Annotated in this window: 13 protein-coding genes; 2 read left to right on the top strand and 11 right to left on the bottom strand. The window is 40.1% G+C overall.

The window, feature by feature from the left end:
* The 10 genes from pilM to ACGLYD_RS05630 all read right to left on the bottom strand — a co-directional run bounded on the left by pilM (window position 1) and on the right by ACGLYD_RS05630 (window position 12312).
* The gene (gene pilM, locus ACGLYD_RS05675) at window positions 1–960 is read right to left on the bottom strand and encodes a type IV pilus biogenesis protein PilM (RefSeq protein WP_399631833.1); all 960 of its coding nucleotides are present in this window, start codon (window positions 958–960) and stop codon (window positions 1–3) included.
* Window positions 961–1011: 51 nt separating this feature from the next.
* Window positions 1012–1458: a prepilin-type N-terminal cleavage/methylation domain-containing protein gene (locus tag ACGLYD_RS05670; RefSeq protein WP_399631830.1), complete on the bottom strand. Its 447-nt coding sequence runs from the start codon at window positions 1456–1458 to the stop codon at window positions 1012–1014.
* A gap of 125 nt (window positions 1459–1583) precedes the next feature.
* Window positions 1584–2795, bottom strand: coding sequence for a type II secretion system F family protein (locus tag ACGLYD_RS05665; RefSeq protein ID WP_399631828.1), 1212 nt, complete (start codon window positions 2793–2795; stop codon window positions 1584–1586).
* A gap of 2 nt (window positions 2796–2797) precedes the next feature.
* Window positions 2798–3835: a type IV pilus twitching motility protein PilT gene (locus ACGLYD_RS05660; RefSeq protein WP_399631825.1), complete on the bottom strand. Its 1038-nt coding sequence runs from the start codon at window positions 3833–3835 to the stop codon at window positions 2798–2800.
* A gap of 11 nt (window positions 3836–3846) precedes the next feature.
* Window positions 3847–5505 (bottom strand): GspE/PulE family protein, encoded by a 1659-nt coding sequence (locus ACGLYD_RS05655; protein WP_399631822.1) that lies wholly within the window; start codon window positions 5503–5505, stop codon window positions 3847–3849.
* Window positions 5506–5531: 26 nt separating this feature from the next.
* Window positions 5532–6839, bottom strand: a complete 1308-nt coding sequence (locus ACGLYD_RS05650) for a hypothetical protein (protein WP_354314563.1) — start codon at window positions 6837–6839, stop codon at window positions 5532–5534.
* Window positions 6829–7293, bottom strand: coding sequence for a hypothetical protein (locus ACGLYD_RS05645; RefSeq protein ID WP_067208100.1), 465 nt, complete (start codon window positions 7291–7293; stop codon window positions 6829–6831). Before ACGLYD_RS05645 ends, ACGLYD_RS05650 begins: the two co-directional genes overlap by 11 nt.
* A 236-nt stretch (window positions 7294–7529) precedes the next feature.
* Window positions 7530–9137, bottom strand: a complete 1608-nt coding sequence (locus tag ACGLYD_RS05640; protein WP_338652777.1) for a GGDEF domain-containing protein — start codon at window positions 9135–9137, stop codon at window positions 7530–7532.
* A gap of 143 nt (window positions 9138–9280) precedes the next feature.
* Window positions 9281–10984, bottom strand: a complete 1704-nt coding sequence (locus ACGLYD_RS05635; protein WP_399631818.1) for a sensor domain-containing diguanylate cyclase — start codon at window positions 10982–10984, stop codon at window positions 9281–9283.
* Between the two features lie 107 nt (window positions 10985–11091).
* A complete protein-coding gene (locus ACGLYD_RS05630; protein WP_399631815.1) occupies window positions 11092–12312 on the bottom strand; it encodes a bifunctional folylpolyglutamate synthase/dihydrofolate synthase in 1221 nt (406 codons plus the stop codon).
* Window positions 12313–12374: 62 nt separating this feature from the next.
* On the opposite strand from ACGLYD_RS05630, the gene ACGLYD_RS05625 reads away from it, so the two are divergent.
* Together ACGLYD_RS05625 and ACGLYD_RS05620 are read left to right on the top strand one after the other, a co-directional pair.
* A complete protein-coding gene (locus ACGLYD_RS05625; RefSeq protein ID WP_399631814.1) occupies window positions 12375–13241 on the top strand; it encodes a RimK family alpha-L-glutamate ligase in 867 nt (288 codons plus the stop codon).
* Window positions 13238–14038 carry a RimK family alpha-L-glutamate ligase gene (locus ACGLYD_RS05620; RefSeq protein ID WP_399631812.1) on the top strand — a complete coding sequence of 267 codons (801 nt, stop codon included), beginning with the start codon at window positions 13238–13240 and terminating at the stop codon, window positions 14036–14038. Before ACGLYD_RS05625 ends, ACGLYD_RS05620 begins: the two co-directional genes overlap by 4 nt.
* Before the next feature lie 1476 nt (window positions 14039–15514).
* Here ACGLYD_RS05620 and ACGLYD_RS05615 read toward each other — a convergent pair.
* Window positions 15515–16978 (bottom strand): PilX N-terminal domain-containing pilus assembly protein, encoded by a 1464-nt coding sequence (locus tag ACGLYD_RS05615; RefSeq protein ID WP_399631809.1) that lies wholly within the window; start codon window positions 16976–16978, stop codon window positions 15515–15517.
* Between the last annotated feature and the right edge of the window lies 1 nt (window position 16979).

Raw genomic sequence — 16979 nt, 5'->3', positions numbered from 1 at the left:
CTACACCTCTTTCAATGCCAACCCGATTGTTCGGTTGAAGCGCGCTGGCAGCTTTTCCCCGGTCGCAAGTTGTAAAGGCTCCTTAACCAATACATCTGCTTTGACGTTCAGCCGTTCTCTGATTCCGGAAAGGAGTGCATCCATTTGAGAGTACTCCCCATTCACGAGAAGATGCGTGATGGAAGCGGAACCATTCCACATATTATAGCGGTAAAAATTAATGAGTTTTTCTAACTCCATAACAACGGTCGATGGCGTGACATTGCCCACTTTAGCAGTCACATCTGTCACAACGGATAAATCAGTCGAGTTTTCCAAATCAACTGGCCGCATAAAGAGTGGGAAATGCTCATGGAAAATGGATACCGTCAGTTTACCATCTTTTAGATCTGCTAAAAGAACATGCTCTTTACCAGTAAATGAGTGCTGTCTATATGCAAGACGATATAAGGCAAGTGGTGTAATATCAGCCGTTATCGGATTTAATTTCGCTTCTTTCAGAACCTCTTCGTAACGGTTTAGTACACTTTCTTTCGAGGCAATGATAATCGCTTCGTTCGTTTCGGTATTGGGTAGGTATGGGACGACATCAAAGACAGGGTCATCGAATGGGAGATAGAGTGTTGAACCAATCTCAATGAAGAAATGGCCCTTCAATTCATCCATCATGACATCGTCGGGGTATGGGACTTTGCGGATAATAACATATTGATCCGGGGCGAGGAATTGGACGGATCTTTTGGAGATTCCCCACTGTTCAATCGCCCCGTCCAATATCGTCGCAAGCGTTTCGGAATCGACAATCTTCCCCTCAACAACGACGTTCGGAGGAAGGGAAACTTCCTCCGCAACATCGATAACAAGCGGTTCAACCGATTTCAGCCGAACAAACCGGACTGCATCTTCTTCAATTGTCATGGATTCCGTGCGCTTGCGGCGAGTGAATATGGACATGGGCATTGGAACAGCTCCTAATCTTATTAATACAATAAAAATAAAATCAAAATTTTATTATGATGTGGGTGCTATAGAATACGCCGCTTTCCCACTTTCACTTAATTCCTTGTTTGTTTTCGCCGTTATTGTCACTGTATTTTTCCCTGCTTTACCAGTAGTTGTAATCGTAACTTTTCCATCTGCCGCTATATTAACGGTACCATCTATGAGGGATCCAGCATCTTTAATGAAACCGGACGCTTCAAGGCTTTTTACATCTGTACCAGTTCCTTTTATTAATACTGATGTTTCACCATTGTTTTCAGTGAAATATAAGTTAGCTGCCGCTAAAGCATTTTGCGCATCCGCAACAACTGCTTTCTCACGTGTATTCTGAATAATATTACCAATCGAAGGAATCGCAATCGCCGCAATAATCCCCAAAATAACAATAACAGCCAATAGCTCGACTAGCGTTAATCCTTTTTCATTGTTCAATCGTTTTTGTAAAAGTTTCTTCATGTCTGTTTCCTCCCTTTTTCATCTTCTTATTCTACTTACTTCTTAATTATACCTAATTCTACAAAATATGAAACTACTATATCAATAATTAGTGCGTCATTTTTACTAATTATTGAAATTACCCCTTACATTCCGTCTATGTTATTAAACATTTCGAACATCGGCATCATAATAGCTAAGACAATAGTCCCGACTAACCCTGCTAACAGCACAATCATCAAAGGCTCTATCAAGGCTTTCAACCGATCTGTTGCAGCTTCCACTTCTTTCTCGTAGAAATCGGCAACTTTCGCCAACATCGCGTCTAAAGACCCTGTTTGCTCACCTATCGCAATCATATGAGGAATTAACGGTGGAAACGCCCAGTGCCCGTTCATTGGCTCCGTCAACGACCCGCCCCGTTCTAACGATTCTCTTGACTTCGCAATCACCCGTGAAATGACTTCGTTTTCTACTATCTTTTCTGTCATGGACATCGCTTGTAGAATTGGGACAGAACTCGCAAACAACGAACTTAACGTCCGCGTCATTGTCGCCAAAACAGATTTTTTCATAATGTCACCAAATATCGGTAGCCTTAAAAGAAACGTATCTAACAAAAGCTTACCTTCTTTATTACGCTTCATCATCCAAACCCCACCGACGACAATCACCGCGAATAAAACCAGCAAGTACCAGTAAGTGGTCACAAAAGTACTCGCGTTCATAACAAAGCGCGTAATCCAAGGTAACTCTCCTCCGAAACTTGCAAACATTTCGACAAACATAGGAACGATTGTCGTCAACAAAAAGATAACAACTCCGATTGCCAAAACTGCGACGACTAATGGATAGGACATCGCAGATACAACCTTTTGCTTCAGCTGATGTGATTTTTCAAAATGATCAGCAAGACGATCAAGTGAATCATCAATCGTACCGGACATTTCGCCTGCCCGAATCATATTGACGACGATTGGTTCGAACGCTTTCGGGTGTTTTGTGAATGCCCCCGACAATGAACCGCCTCCACGTAAATCATCGTTGACCGTTATAAGTATCTTTTGAAACGGTTTCGATTCCACTTGCAAGGCCAGAATGCGAATTGCATCAATGATTGTAACACCCGCCCTGAGAAGCGTTGAAAATTGACGGAGGAACATAATTAAATGTTCTCGTTTCACCGGTTTTCCGATGACGATTTCTTTTGTCAGCGCAGTTTCTGCTTGGACAGTTAAGTTCGTCACACGTATTCCTTGACTTTTTAGTTTTATCGCAGCTTCCCGCTTGTCCACTGCTACGATGACACCTGTCCGGATTGCTTTTGCATCGCGTCCTTCATACTTGAAACGAGCCATCGTTACTCATCACCTTCTAAATACGGCGTGGCTGTTTCATACGAAATAATCCCTTGATCGAGGAAGGTGCGGACAGAAGAGGCCATCATATGCATACCTGCCGCACGGTTTGTTTGAATGATAGTTGGAATCTGATGGACTTTCTCTGTCCGTATCAAGTTAGCAATAGCAGGATTATTAATCATTACTTCCGTCGCAGCACGTCGTCCTTTGCGGTCAGCTGTCTGGAGTAACCGCTGTGAAATAACAGATGTCAAAACGCCAGCAAGCTGGACACGAATTTGCGACTGCTGACCATGCGGGAATACGTCAATAATCCGGTCAATAGTCGATGCAGCACTCCATGTATGGAGCGTAGCCAGAACAAGGTGACCCGTTTCGGCCGCAGTGATCGCTGTCGATATTGTTTCCAAATCTCGCATTTCCCCAACAAGGATGACATCCGGATCCTGCCGCAACGCAGCACGTAACCCCGATGTAAATGAAGCAGTGTCAAATCCTATTTCCCGCTGATCAATAATCGATGTACCATGCGCATGCATATACTCAATCGGATCTTCCAACGTAATGATGTGTTTGTGCATTGTTTCATTCATATATTTGATCATCGCTGCAAGTGTCGTCGATTTACCCGATCCCGTCGGCCCTGTCACAAGGATGAGTCCTTGCTGCGTCTCCGCCAACACTTTTAACGTTTCTGGCAATTGCAAGTCATCGATTGTCGGTATTATCGTTGGTATCGTCCGAAAAGCAAGTGATATAGAACCGCGTTGCTGAAATGCGTTGACACGAAAACGAGCCGCTCCCGGGACTTCATAGGAATAATCGATTTGGCCATGCTCAACAAAGTCTGGGTACATCTTGCCTGGAATCGTCAATTGTGCGACTGATTCAGTAAATTCTTTATCAACCAACACATCGCCATAGCGTTTTAAATCCCCGTGAACCCTGAATATCGGAGGCACGCCTACCGTTAAATGAATGTCTGAAGCATTTAACTTAAACGCCGTCTTTAGCAGCTCATCAATCTTCCTGTTCATGTACAAAACCCCTATTCAATCAATGCGACGCGCAATACTTCTTCTGTCGTCGTAATCCCTTGTTTTACTTTCAATAAACCATCATCCATCAAAAACATTGTCTTATTGCGAATTGCAATTTCTCTCAAATCTGCGGTCGTTCCGCCTCTATTAATAACGTCTCGCATTTCGTCGTTCAAAACGAGCACTTCGTGAATGGCAATCCGTCCGCGATACCCAGTCATATTGCATACCGCACAGCCGGAACCTCTTATCACTTTTTCAATCGGAATACCCCGCTTCGCAAAAATCTCCACTTCGCGACTAGATGCAGCCATTTCTCGTCCACAATCTCGACAAACACGGCGGATGAGCCGTTGGGCGATAACAGCATTTAGCGATGAAGTTACGAGAAACGGTTCGACACCCATATCTAACATCCTTGTAATCGTAGCAATCGAATCATTCGTATGGATTGTACTAAGAACTAAATGACCAGTTAATGATGCCCTAATGGCAATTTCAACTGTTTCACGGTCACGTATTTCCCCGACCATAACGATATCTGGATCTTGTCTCAATATAGACCTTAGACCTGCCGCGAATGTCAATCCGACATTCGGGTTCACTTGTATTTGGTTTACCCCTTCTAGCTGATACTCAACCGGGTCTTCTACTGTAATTATATTCACTTCTTCTTTATTCAATTTATTAAGCGCTGCATAAAGCGTTGACGATTTACCCGATCCCGTAGGCCCTGAAATAAGGACAATTCCATTAGGTTTTTCGATTTGTTCAAGGAACCGGTCCAGATTCAACTTATTGAAACCAAGTTTCGTCAGGTCGTTCAAAGAACTGCTGAGATCTAGAATACGCATGACAATTTTCTCACCGTAAACTGTCGGTAACGTGGAGACACGAAGGTCAATCGGTCGAAAATCGACATTTGTCTTGATGCGTCCATCTTGTGGTATCCGGTGTTCTGTAATATCTAGATTTGCCATAATTTTAATACGTGCACTAATCATCGCCTGCATATGCTTCGGTAAAAATCGCTCCGATTTCAACAAACCGTCAATCCGGAAGCGTATAGCGACTTGATGCTCTTGGGGATCGAAATGAATATCACTAGCCTTTTGAGTGATAGCCGAAGACATGAGTTGATTGACAAGCCGGACAATCGGGGAATCCAAATCCGTCAACTCATCTTGTTGTTCTATCTGTTCAGTTGTTTGTTCGATGAAAAGCTCATCAAATGACTCCTCATCGTAATACTTTGAAATAGTCCGCATTATATCATCTTTTGATGCAATCGCAGTTTCAATATGGAACCCAGTAGACAACCGCAAATTGTCGACTGTAATATAATCCATCGGGTCAGACATTGCGACAAAAAGCCTGTCCCCCTCAGCTTTCAACGGGACAAGCAAATTGCGTTTAGCAAATTCTTTCGGTACAACATTAAACAGCTTCGGATCAAAAGGGTATCTAAACAGATTGACGTGTGGAATGCCCAGTTGGAATTCCAATACTTCAATCAGTTGCTGCTCGGTGATAAAACCGTATTGAAGGAGCGAGTCGCCAAGTTTCTGATCGCGCGGTTTTTCGCTCAATGCTGCTTGCAATTGTTCATTTGTAATGAGACCAGACTCAACGAGCAGGTCACCTAGTCTTTTACGTGTAGTCGACATGCTATTCCCCCACTCCGTTCTCACGTTTACTCAATTATATTTCCACCTTTATCATATTGAACTTCTATCTCATCTTCGCCTTGTAATTGTGAAGGGTCTTTATCAACGTTAGACTCCAAACCATTTTGGGAATCGGCAGAGTTTTGATTGTCCTGAGAATTGACTGTTCCATCATTGCTATTTCCGGGAATTTGTTGCGAATCTTTTTTCAATGGATGGAGTTCGATTTTAGGCATCGGAGCATAAAAGTCAGATGAAATCATTTCATCCACTACTACCGAGCCTTCGTATGAAATCGTTCGGTGGACTTCCACTTCCATTCCTTTTCTGCCTTCATCAGCTACACTTACTTGTCCATTTGGTACAAATGCGCTAAATTGCTGCACTGTTTTTGGCTCGAATGATTCTAGTTGCCCGACAAACGGTGAGTAGGAATAGAGTAAAGGCATACCGGTAATTGATGAAACAATTGTTCCATTGGCAGATTGAACATGCAATTGGAAAGCCGTCTTATTTGGATTGGTGAAGACGAAATTTAGTCCAAGCTGCTCATTGACCGCTGCTTCGAACCCTGGTTCGGCTAATGGTGCTAGCATACTTCCTATATTGCGTTCATCGATAACAAAATTCGTCTGCAAAATTGTCGCATAGAGAACAGATGCAAGAACTGTTAGTTCCTCATCAGACACGACACCAATCTCATTATTTTTAATGAAATCAAATAAAGAAAACGTTGCAAAAGATGTGATTTCCGTACCATTTAAAGCATTGATTAAATTCGTCAACGAAGTCGAGGGCTCTGTTACTGCAATCGATGATGTTGCGATTTCTATTTCCGTGAAATCAGAGTAATCCGTAATATGAATAGTCAGTGGCATAATACCTGTTCCTAACTCCCGTTCGATACCAGTTGCAATCGATTGAAGACTATCTTCACTAAACAGGATTGAAGAAAACTGTTGTGTCAGAATCGTTCGAAGTCCATCGACTGAAACTGTTGCGACAATGGGATTTTCTTTACCAGAATTCGATTGTTCAACCGTTTTTTCAACGTCGAAAGTAACTACTTCGGCAGGCAAAGCAACTGTGATATCCTGATAAGTTAAATCGACTGCAAAATCTGTTTGAAGTGTTATGAAATCTGCTGCGAGTTTTTCTTTCACCGCTTGTTCTTTTTGTCTTGAGATATCGAAAGGACCGACAAAGGTTTGATCCCCAAAGTCCTTTGATGACACATTAGTAAATGCAAGGGCACCAACAGAAGAAAACCCGTAAAAAACGAGCGTCGACGTCAAGACTATGATAAACGTATTTAAGAATCCTTTACTTCCCATCAGAACGCTCCTCTCTATCGTTGAATTCACTCTGCCCACTTTCAATTTCTTCTCGATTTGCGCTCATCCATTGATTCAAATCATCCTCAATCGGTTCCATCGCAAAACCAACTTCCTTGTTAACTGACGCAGCTATTTCTTCATTCGCATTGATACGGTTAGTGTTGATAATTTCACGAGGGATATCTTTTACTACGGGGCGCTCAGAAACGGTTACTGCCTCCGGTTCAGATCGCTTGTCCAACAAAACTGAAACAGCGAATGCAAGTCCGAACATCGCTACTAGGACATAGAGCGGATCAAATGCGCCTTGCATCAGTAGACCAATAACAGCTATAAATAATCCAGCCATCGTTCCCAATAAAACCCGATTACTTATTCTTTTCCGACGAACTAAATAGATTACTATAGGAAGGGCTAGAATCGCAGCTACTAGTAGAATGATGTATTCCATATGTGGTCTCCTCTTACTCGTTTAATAATTGATAGTTTCTTTTTAATTAGAACAATATAATTGTGGATAGTTATTATGTTTACTTATTGATTTACCTATTACTATTATCATAGACTTTCCACAGTTTGTCACTGTAAAGATTGTCAAACGGGAATAAAGATATATAAAAAAGACCGGTTTCCCGGTCTTTTTTTATAAATTAATTTTATAAAATTAGGACAATCTACGATTTAGCATCATAATGTTTCAACGTATTCCCTTCCATAAACCCCTACTTTATTTCTTCCTGCTTGCTTGCCACCTATATACAATGCTCGGTCGGCATTACGCAAAAGCTCTTTTGCATCTTTTGCGTCTTTAGTTACATTAGCAACGCCAATGCTAACAGTCATACAGACATCGACAGGCTCGCGGTCTTTAGAAAGATCTGGAATGATACGAAATATAGATGATTCCACTTCTTCACGAATTTTTTCTGCGAGTTCACCCGTTTCATTTTCCCCATAATTCGGCAAGACGATGACGAATTCTTCCCCTCCGTATCGTGAAAGTGTTGCGTCAATCGGAACAAATGATTCAAGCAGTCTAGCAAGTGCCTTAAGAAGATCATTTCCACTCTGGTGTCCATGTGTATCATTAATCGATTTGAAATGATCGATATCTAGCATTAAAACCGCAAGTGAATTGATAGTCCCAATATGGAATCGTTGGATTTCTTCGTCAAGCTTTGTATCGAGGTAGCGGTAGTTATGCAAGCTAGTCAAACCACATCGTACACTTTGCTCAACAGTCTTTTCATAATAGCGCGCCTTTACTAATGAAATTGCAAAGTATCCGGTCAAAACGTCAACGATTTTCATTTCCATCGCTCGAAATACATTTTTCCGCTTGGAAGTTAGGATTAGAAATCCTTCTGTTTTCTGATTTCGCTTGATTGGAGCGGTCATGACACTTTCCACTGGTTGGTTGAATTTGAAGTTATTTAGCGCCATTGCTTCTTTTTGGGTCGCAAAGATTTTCGGATTGTCCATATCCAATCCATCGTCTACAGTTTTTTCTAGATGAAATGAAAGTCCAGTCATATCTTTTGTAATCATCCCATTTTCAGAAGCCATCAACGTGATTAAATGCTCCCCATTTCGAAGATCTAGAACATAAGCATTGTCATAAGGAACCACATCTTTTAGCTTTCCGATGAATGTCCGAATCACATCTTCAAAGCCCAGTCGCTCAGCAAGTTCACGCCCGATAATACCCGCAGAAGACAGTTTGTCATTTAAATTATCAGACCGATGATACAACCTTGCGATTAATAATACGAGAAGGAATGGGATGCCAATCAAAAGTATTGCATTATTACCAAATTGTTTATTTAGAAAATACAGGGATATGCTGAACGGAAACAACAACATTGTAGAAGCAAAATCCCATACTACAAATTTTTCTTTAAAAGAATAAATGCCAAGTTCGAAATATAAATAGACTTGCATCAAAACGCTATTAATCAGCGAATAACTAATCGCATAAATAAGGCCAAATAAGCAGATGTTCAAGAAATCCGTCGAACCAACTTCTCCACCTGCATAATGAAATAGAGTTCCGCTCGCTAGTGAGATGAGTGTAAAAATTAGGGAATTAACAAAAAAACGATGCATATGGGGTAAATCTGACTTTTGGCTAAATACTAGGATAAGCATTGCAATCTGTGTAAAAACCAACTCCGCGAATACTCCGTATTGAAAAAAAATGGTGAAGGTAATCCAGCGTTCAAAGGAAACTGTTATATTTTTCAGTTGTAAAGGCATTGTCATCGTTACGAATAGCAGTGCAAACAAAATGCTCAAATTTAACCATTCTATTTTTATTGCAGGAAATAAAGTGAATGCAAGAAAGATGCCAGGAGGAACGATAACAATCCACGCTATTAAAGTACTAATCTGAAACCTTTTAGATATCTCCATTTCCCCTGGCACTACCTTTCATTAATTCATTTCACATATTCAGCAACCCTATTTCGCCCTGCCTGTTTGGCTCCTAAATAAAGTGCACGATCCGCATTGCGCAAAAGCGTCAGCACTTCATCCGTATCAATTGGAGCCGATGAAACACCGATACTGGATGTAATTCGGACGACAAGCGGATGCTTATCCTCAACTAGATCTGGAACGATCGTAAAATCATGTTCACCAATTTCAGCGCGTAGACTTTCAGCGAATTCCACAGCTTCCTTTTTTGCAATACCAGGCAAAATGTAAACGAATTCCTCTCCTCCATAGCGGCCAACTGTCCCACCAATAGGAAGTGCAGCTTCAAGTTTCTTTGCAAGCATACCTAAAATATCGTTCCCACTTTGATGCCCATACGTATCATTCACTTGTTTAAAATGGTCAATATCAAGCATAACGACTGAAAGATTTTTTATTGCGTTGTTTTTAAGCCTGTCCATCTCATACGTTAACCGTTCCTCCAGATACCTATAGTTATAAAGTCCAGTTAACGCACAACGCTCATTTTTTGTAACTGCTTCTTGCATATAGCGTGCTTTTTCCACCGAAACAGTGAAATAGGAACATAGTAAGTCTAAGATTTTCAATTGATAGCCATCAAAGAATGCCTTCTTTTCTGAGGCCAAAAACAAAACTGCCTCGATTTTCTGGTTCCGTGAAATTGGGACACAAAGTATACTTTGCATTCCATTAGGCGAATAATCTTTTGAAATCGATTCCCACTCTTTCCTTTCCGAATAGATGATTGGCTTGTTTTGTTCAAGAACTGATCCCGCAATTCCTTGTCCCGCAGATAAAAGGGCAAAATCGATATCAATGAATTTATCATGTTCATAGGAACGGAGGAGCTCTAGCCAACCATCCTGATGGTCAAAAAGATACGTATACTCTGCATCAAACATGTCCGACACTTCCATGACGAATTGGTCAATTACAGCCTTTTCCGTTAATAATTCCGAAAGGCCGTTACCAATATCCCCCGCTTGCCGCAAATCACTATTAATTTTTTCCGAATTATTATAAAGACGGACAATTAATGAGATAAAGAAAAAAGGAATTCCCATTAAAAAAAAGGAACCTCCCCCAACTAGTTGCAATAAATAATAGAACGTGAGTGATAAGGGTAGAACAACCAGGATCATCGCATAGTCGACCAATAGATCTTTCGAAAAGAAAGGCGAGTTAACTTTTTTGTACATTACATATAATCTCAGCACTATGTTGTTAAATGCTGTATGAATGAATTGATAGCAGAACACCGCAACGATAACTGGCCAAAATTCGATTGAGCCGATTTCCCCACCCACTATATCAAAAAAGATCGCGGCAATAATCGATAAAAAAGTAAAAAGCATCGAGTTAATAAAAAAACGTTGTATCAATGGTAACTTACTCGGTAATGACAAAAGGATTGCAAGGATTGAAATTTGCATGACTATCATTTCAATAAACAGTCCATACATTAAAAAAGCGGGCACAGTCACCCAAAGTACTAGGAATATCGGTATACCGTTCCATAATATCGGGAAATAGGTAGTGAGAAATCCGAATACTATAAAAACCGCCACGTACATCCAGTTTACTTGCACTGGAGGATAATTCAAAAAAACATAAATCAATCCAGTTGGAACGGTCAATAACCACAAAATAAAATAATGCATAGTGGACCTATTTGCAACCTTCATTACATTATCCACTCCCAAATAAATAAGTCAGAAAAGGTAGAAGTCTTCAAAAGTTTATCAGACCATAATACATTTGTCACTATTACCCAAAAAAGTTTTTCGAGTAATCAATTCTTTCGATAGTCCATTAGACTACTCAGTAGGTATAGTGAACCCGTTACTATTTTCTTCTTTTTTCTTACATTAGATAGTATTATAGTATTACTTTCGGCAGTTGTCACCTTTTTTACTTCATGGTGGCAATATTTCATTAATTGCTCGCCGGTGGCCGCTTGAGGATGTGGAAACGTCAGGAATGTGAATGATGCCGCAACGTGGATGAGCTCATTCAGCGTTTTCTCAATGTCTTTCCCTTTTAGCATCCCAATAATGAAGTCCACTTTCTCCCCCGGGAACTCCGAACGAATTGTGGCTGCTAACGCCTTTGCAGCTGCAGGATTATGTGCCCCATCCACGAAGACCCCTGGTGATATTTCCTGGAAACGATGTGCGAGTTGCGTGATAGCAACTGCCCAAGAGACCGCTTCTTCAGCAAGCTGAATGCCAGCCACTAGAAGTGATTGAATCGCAACCGCGGCATTTACACCTTGGTGCAGCCCTTTCATTTTTCGTCCAGCCAACTGGAACGTTTCAGTTCCGTTAAACAAATCATCCTTCATATCAAAACGCTCACCGTACATAAAAAGGGCGCTACCTTGCTGACTTGAAATAGTACGGACAACTTTGAGTGCTTCCTCTTCAAGTAACAGCCCTGTTACAACAGGAATTCCCTTTTTTATAATGCCTCCCTTATGCCTTGCCACTTCCGCAACAGTCGTCCCTAGAAACGCAGTATGATCAAGTGCTATTGAAGTAATAACCGAAACAAGTGGTGTCACGACATTCGTACTGTCTAGCAGTCCACCCATTCCTGTTTCTAGTAAAACATAATCGGGCGCAAGTCGTCTAAACGTTGTAAATGCTGCTACAGTTAGCAATTCAAAATCTGTCAGGAACCCGCTCAATCCTGCTTCCTTCATCGCCTGAAATGATTTATCTAATTCCTCTTCCGTTATCACTTCCCCATTTATACGTATTTGATCATGTATGTCGATAATTGCTGGCGACGAAAAAACACCTGTCGACAATCCATGCTCTTTCAAAATTGCTTCCATAAATGCAATCGTAGAACCTTTCCCATTCGTCCCTGTTACATGGATAACTTGCAATGGTTTTTCGGGACTACCCATTTTTACAAGCGCTTCCTGCACTGCCTCAAGACCAGGCTTAATAGAGTCATCACTATCAATTCCCCATCGTTTTTTATATACATTCATTTTTGGAATCAAAACTATCCCTCCGTATGTTAGAATCTAGTTAGAAAAAGTATATCATTCCCGGAGGGTTCCTAATGCAAAGTTGTTGGGTTATTTATAATGGAAGTTTAACAAGCGATAAATTTAAGGATCAAGCTGAACTGATGAAAGAAGCTGCGGAACGCGCGGGTGTTTGCACTGAACTCAAGAAGAACTATGAAGTGATGATGAATTTGGATACGGTTTTAGAGAATCGTCCCGATTTTGTTATCTTTCTAGATAAAGATATTCTACTCGCTAATTTCTTGAAAAACTCAGGAATCCCTGTTTTCAACGATCCCGATGTCATTGAAACATGTGATAATAAAGCCATACAATATCTCGAACTTTCGAAGCAGGGCATTGCGATGCCCGAAACAATTATTGCACCGAAAGTGTATCCGAATTTCACAATCAAAGATTCAGGTTACTATGAACAAGTGTTGGGACGTCTAGGACTGCCAATGGTCATTAAAGAAGGTCATGGTTCATTCGGCATGAAAGTGTATTTGATTGAAACAGAAGAGCAATTTTATGAAAAGACGGATGAATTGCGCGGTATCGACTATGTATTTCAGAAATTCATCGCAACAAGCAGAGGTCGTGATATTCGGGTGAACATCGTCGGGGACGAGATTGTAGCAGCAATGCACCGTCACTCTGAAACTGATTTCCGGGCGAATATAACGAATGGCGGTGTGGCAACAGTAATCGAACTAACAGACCAACAGAAAGCGTTAGCGATACAAGCTGCCCACGCAGTCGGTGCAGAGTTTGCCGGTGTCGACTTATTGTTCGGTGACAACGAAGAACCCCTCGTCTGTGAGGTCAATGCGGCCGCCCACATTCGTAATATTTACAATGTGACCGGGATCAATGTTGCAGATGCGATGATCGCCTATATTTTGAGGAAGTTAGGTTGAAGGGCTATGTTTATTATTCAAAGGCTGAATCAGTTAGAAATCATGCGTTTATTGATGATTTGATAATCGAATCCGAGAAAATTGGAATTGAACTGCAATTGCTAGTTGAAGATGAAAAACCAAATTCAGATGCAGATTTCATTCTTTTCAGAGATCGCAATCCTGAACGCGCTGCTACATTTGAACTAAAAGGTTTTCGAGTATTCAACCGAGCAGAAGTGAACCGAATTGCAAACGATAAATTGCGGACATTTGAACTTGCTAACCTGCTCGGCGTTCCAGCTGTGCCTACGCGAAGAATTCGTTCTATCGAAGAAATTAATTCGTATCCTTGCGTGTTGAAAACGGTCGATGGCCATGGTGGGAATGAAGTTTTTCTTTGTACATCAACTGCGGACGCGAAGTTGTTTTTCACCAAATTCCACGACCGAAAACTAATTGTCCAACCCTTCATCGAATCCGGTGCCCGAGATATACGCGTATTTATGATTGGCAATGAAGTTGTCGGAGCCGTAAAACGCACTGGTCATGGGACATTCAAATCAAACTACACACTTGGTGGCTCCGTCGAAAAATACATACTTTCTAGCTGGCAGGAAAAAGATGCGCATACTATTTCCCGAGCAATAAAAAGCGATTATGTGGGGATTGACTTTTTGTTGTTGCCTGAAGGAAGATGGCTGTTGAATGAGATTGAGGATCCTGTCGGGGCACGGTCATTGTATGTTACGTATGAGCTTTCGGTAGCGGAGAAATTGATGGGGTATATTAAGGTGAAACTTTCCCGGGACACATAAAGACAAGCAACTTGAGTAAACATGCAGAAGATCAGACACTTACGTAGATGTCTGATCTTTTTTCATTATTTTAATTGTATGAGTGACTTTGCACCATGGATGAAGTTGATATACAGATTCCCTTCAAATCCACTTCGCTCAGTTTTCACTTGTGGTCGTATGTTTAATATATATAGTTACCTTAATGACAGATAGAATTCCAAAGCAGTATAGTCGGCACTTAACAAATGGAATATTCCCCTAATACCGCTTTGTCGCTCCTTCTCTAGACTTTTTAGTTATACGGGTGAGATATACCACTTAATTAATTCTAAATAAGTAGTGCCGAATATATAGTTTTAGCCAAAGAATGAATGACATGAGCATCTCACGATTTAATAATCTTGGACTCTTTAAGAATCCCAAAATCCTCGGAAATCAAAATTACTTTATCTACCTTGTACCTCGAATCTAATGTCTTGTCATTGAAATAATACAAAATGCCACTCCTATAATTGTATGCTTTCGAATCAAAGCTATCCCCCTTAGATTGCACAACAAATACCCGACCACTTTCATTAATAGTGGCAGATGAGCCTGATACCGAATCATACCAAGTTGTTTCGAAAACACTTCCGAAGTTAAGATACATATATTGATCCACTTCTTTTTTTATGAAGGCTTCTAAGTCTGGCTGCGTTCCATCACTTCTTCACTCATTATAAGGTTCTTGAGTGTCAATCTTATTATTAAAAAAGTGGCTTGACTCCAAAGTATTCTTATTCGCACTCAGGTAAATTGCAGCAACTGTGATAATTAATATTATGATTGCATGGTATCTCTTCTTCACAATAAAGTCCTCAGAATTTCATGATTCTATAAGTGAATTGTGTGAGCGACTTCACTTAAGTACAATACTATAGGGACACCCCAGACAACGTTCCTCATGCGACCAAGACAGACACTCGCAAATCTTCAGTACCGACGATTTTCAATTTCATAGACCAAAACCAAGTTCCAATGTTCGAAATAAAGGTTCCCTATAAACATTCCTAGTTGCCCCCTTAATACAGGAATAATTTCAAATCCATCTCCAAATCAAGAACTCATTAAAGTTTCTGGATCAAGACCTGATGACACGAATGAATCTCCCTCAATAATGCTCACTGTTTGAATATCCTTATTTTCAAAGTCCGTTGTTTCGATAATTAATTCTCGATTGCCAATATCGAAACTAATATAAGCCTCCTAGGTGATAACACAATTAAGACGAAGAGATGGAATTTCATCTTTTCCTCCATTCGTAAATTGAATAAGTTTATAATTCATATTTGACTATTTTTATGTAAGTGATAAACAAAGAAGAGCTTACTACAAAAAATCTCCCACTGTCACTTTTGACACAAAGAGATTTTTGTAGATACACCTTTTCCTATAATTGTAGAAAAGACATAAATGGTTTGAGTGACTGGCACCAGAATATTTTTAACCCAATATTCACTTCTCTCTCTCGGCTTTTTTAACAATCTCCACTTCTCCAGAACTTCCGAATCCGGGAGCAAGTGAACCATCAGTTAATAAAGGAGATTTATAGTGGACTTCTCCACCACCAAATATGTTAATCGATTTCCCAATAATTGAACCATAAACCTTGCCACTACCTGACACTTCAAAATCGGCATTCGGCGCAAAATATAATGATGGCTGTACATTCCCATTACCTGTCACTTTAAATGACCTTCCACCAGAAAGAATATTTCCAAATATAGATGAACTACTTGTTATAGAAACATTTGCAGTTTCCGTATATATAGATGCATATATTTTCAAATTTGAACTAACTGAAAATGTATTTGATCCTTTATAATAAATTTCAAGTTTTCTGAGATGGTCTTCACTAATATTATCCGCATCGACTTTCTTTTCCAATTTCTCAGTAAGGGTTTGTGGGTTCAACATTCCATTTGTAATGTTAAGCTTGTTTTTGATATATAATTTTAGTTTCCCTTTTCCTCTAATAAAGATCACACCACTTCCACCAAGATCTAACTCATCCAAAACAAGTTCTTTATCAGAATCTCCTACATCTATTGTTAATTTATGACTGCCACTTACAATTAACTTCCCCATTGTTGAATTCCCATCTAACTTCATGGTTTCATCCCCATATTCAAGAGATATATAGTTAAACTTATTACTATTAGGGTAAGTCGGTATTGACGGGAATCTTGGCAGAATAAATTCAGGTAAAGTGTTGATTCGATGAACTACCGGATTAAATTTCATCCAGTCCTTTCTTGATATTGCACTCTGCTCATAACCAGGTGGAACATAAATTTCGCCAAAAAACACTTCATTTCCAGCCCAATCTACTTGTACACTACCCACTCCCTTTTTAAGAGTCGCTATATCTCCCACAACTTTTCCGTTCAAAATAATATCTTCCTTCATAATAATCGCCATTTCACCAAACCCACTGCTTTTAGGTACCCATGTCACTGAAAATTCACGTTCCACTACCCTACTTTTTTTATCGATAATACCTGTTGAAGTAAGTTTATATAATCGAGTAGGATTCCCACTATTTTGTTCTACTACATCTATTTTTGCTTTAGGAGTTATTTCTCCCAAAGTCTTCTCAAATGATGTTGAAGAATATTTCCCTGAAATGATAATTTTTTGGAATAGTTCATTAAAAAAGCTATTTGCATCGTTTGTATTGCTGTAAGTTGACTGTATCTGACCCTCTATCTCATCCATTTCAACAGTTAACCCAGCCTCAGCAATATAAAACACAGATTGATCATCTCTTTCCCCTGCAGACAATTTCACAGAGTTTGATGTGATCATCAAAATACTTAGTCCAAGGACAGATAAAACAACAAGTACCATTAATACACCAACAAGGGTGAATCCGCTATTGTTTGTATGAAAATGATTTCTTCTTGGCGGCTTTTCCAAA

The sequence above is a fragment of the Sporosarcina sp. SG10008 genome (assembly GCF_044569405.1).
GTDB lineage: Bacteria > Bacillota > Bacilli > Bacillales_A > Planococcaceae > Sporosarcina > Sporosarcina psychrophila.
The sequence above is the reverse complement of the archived record's forward strand: the minus strand, read 5'-3'. Positions and strand labels throughout refer to the sequence as shown.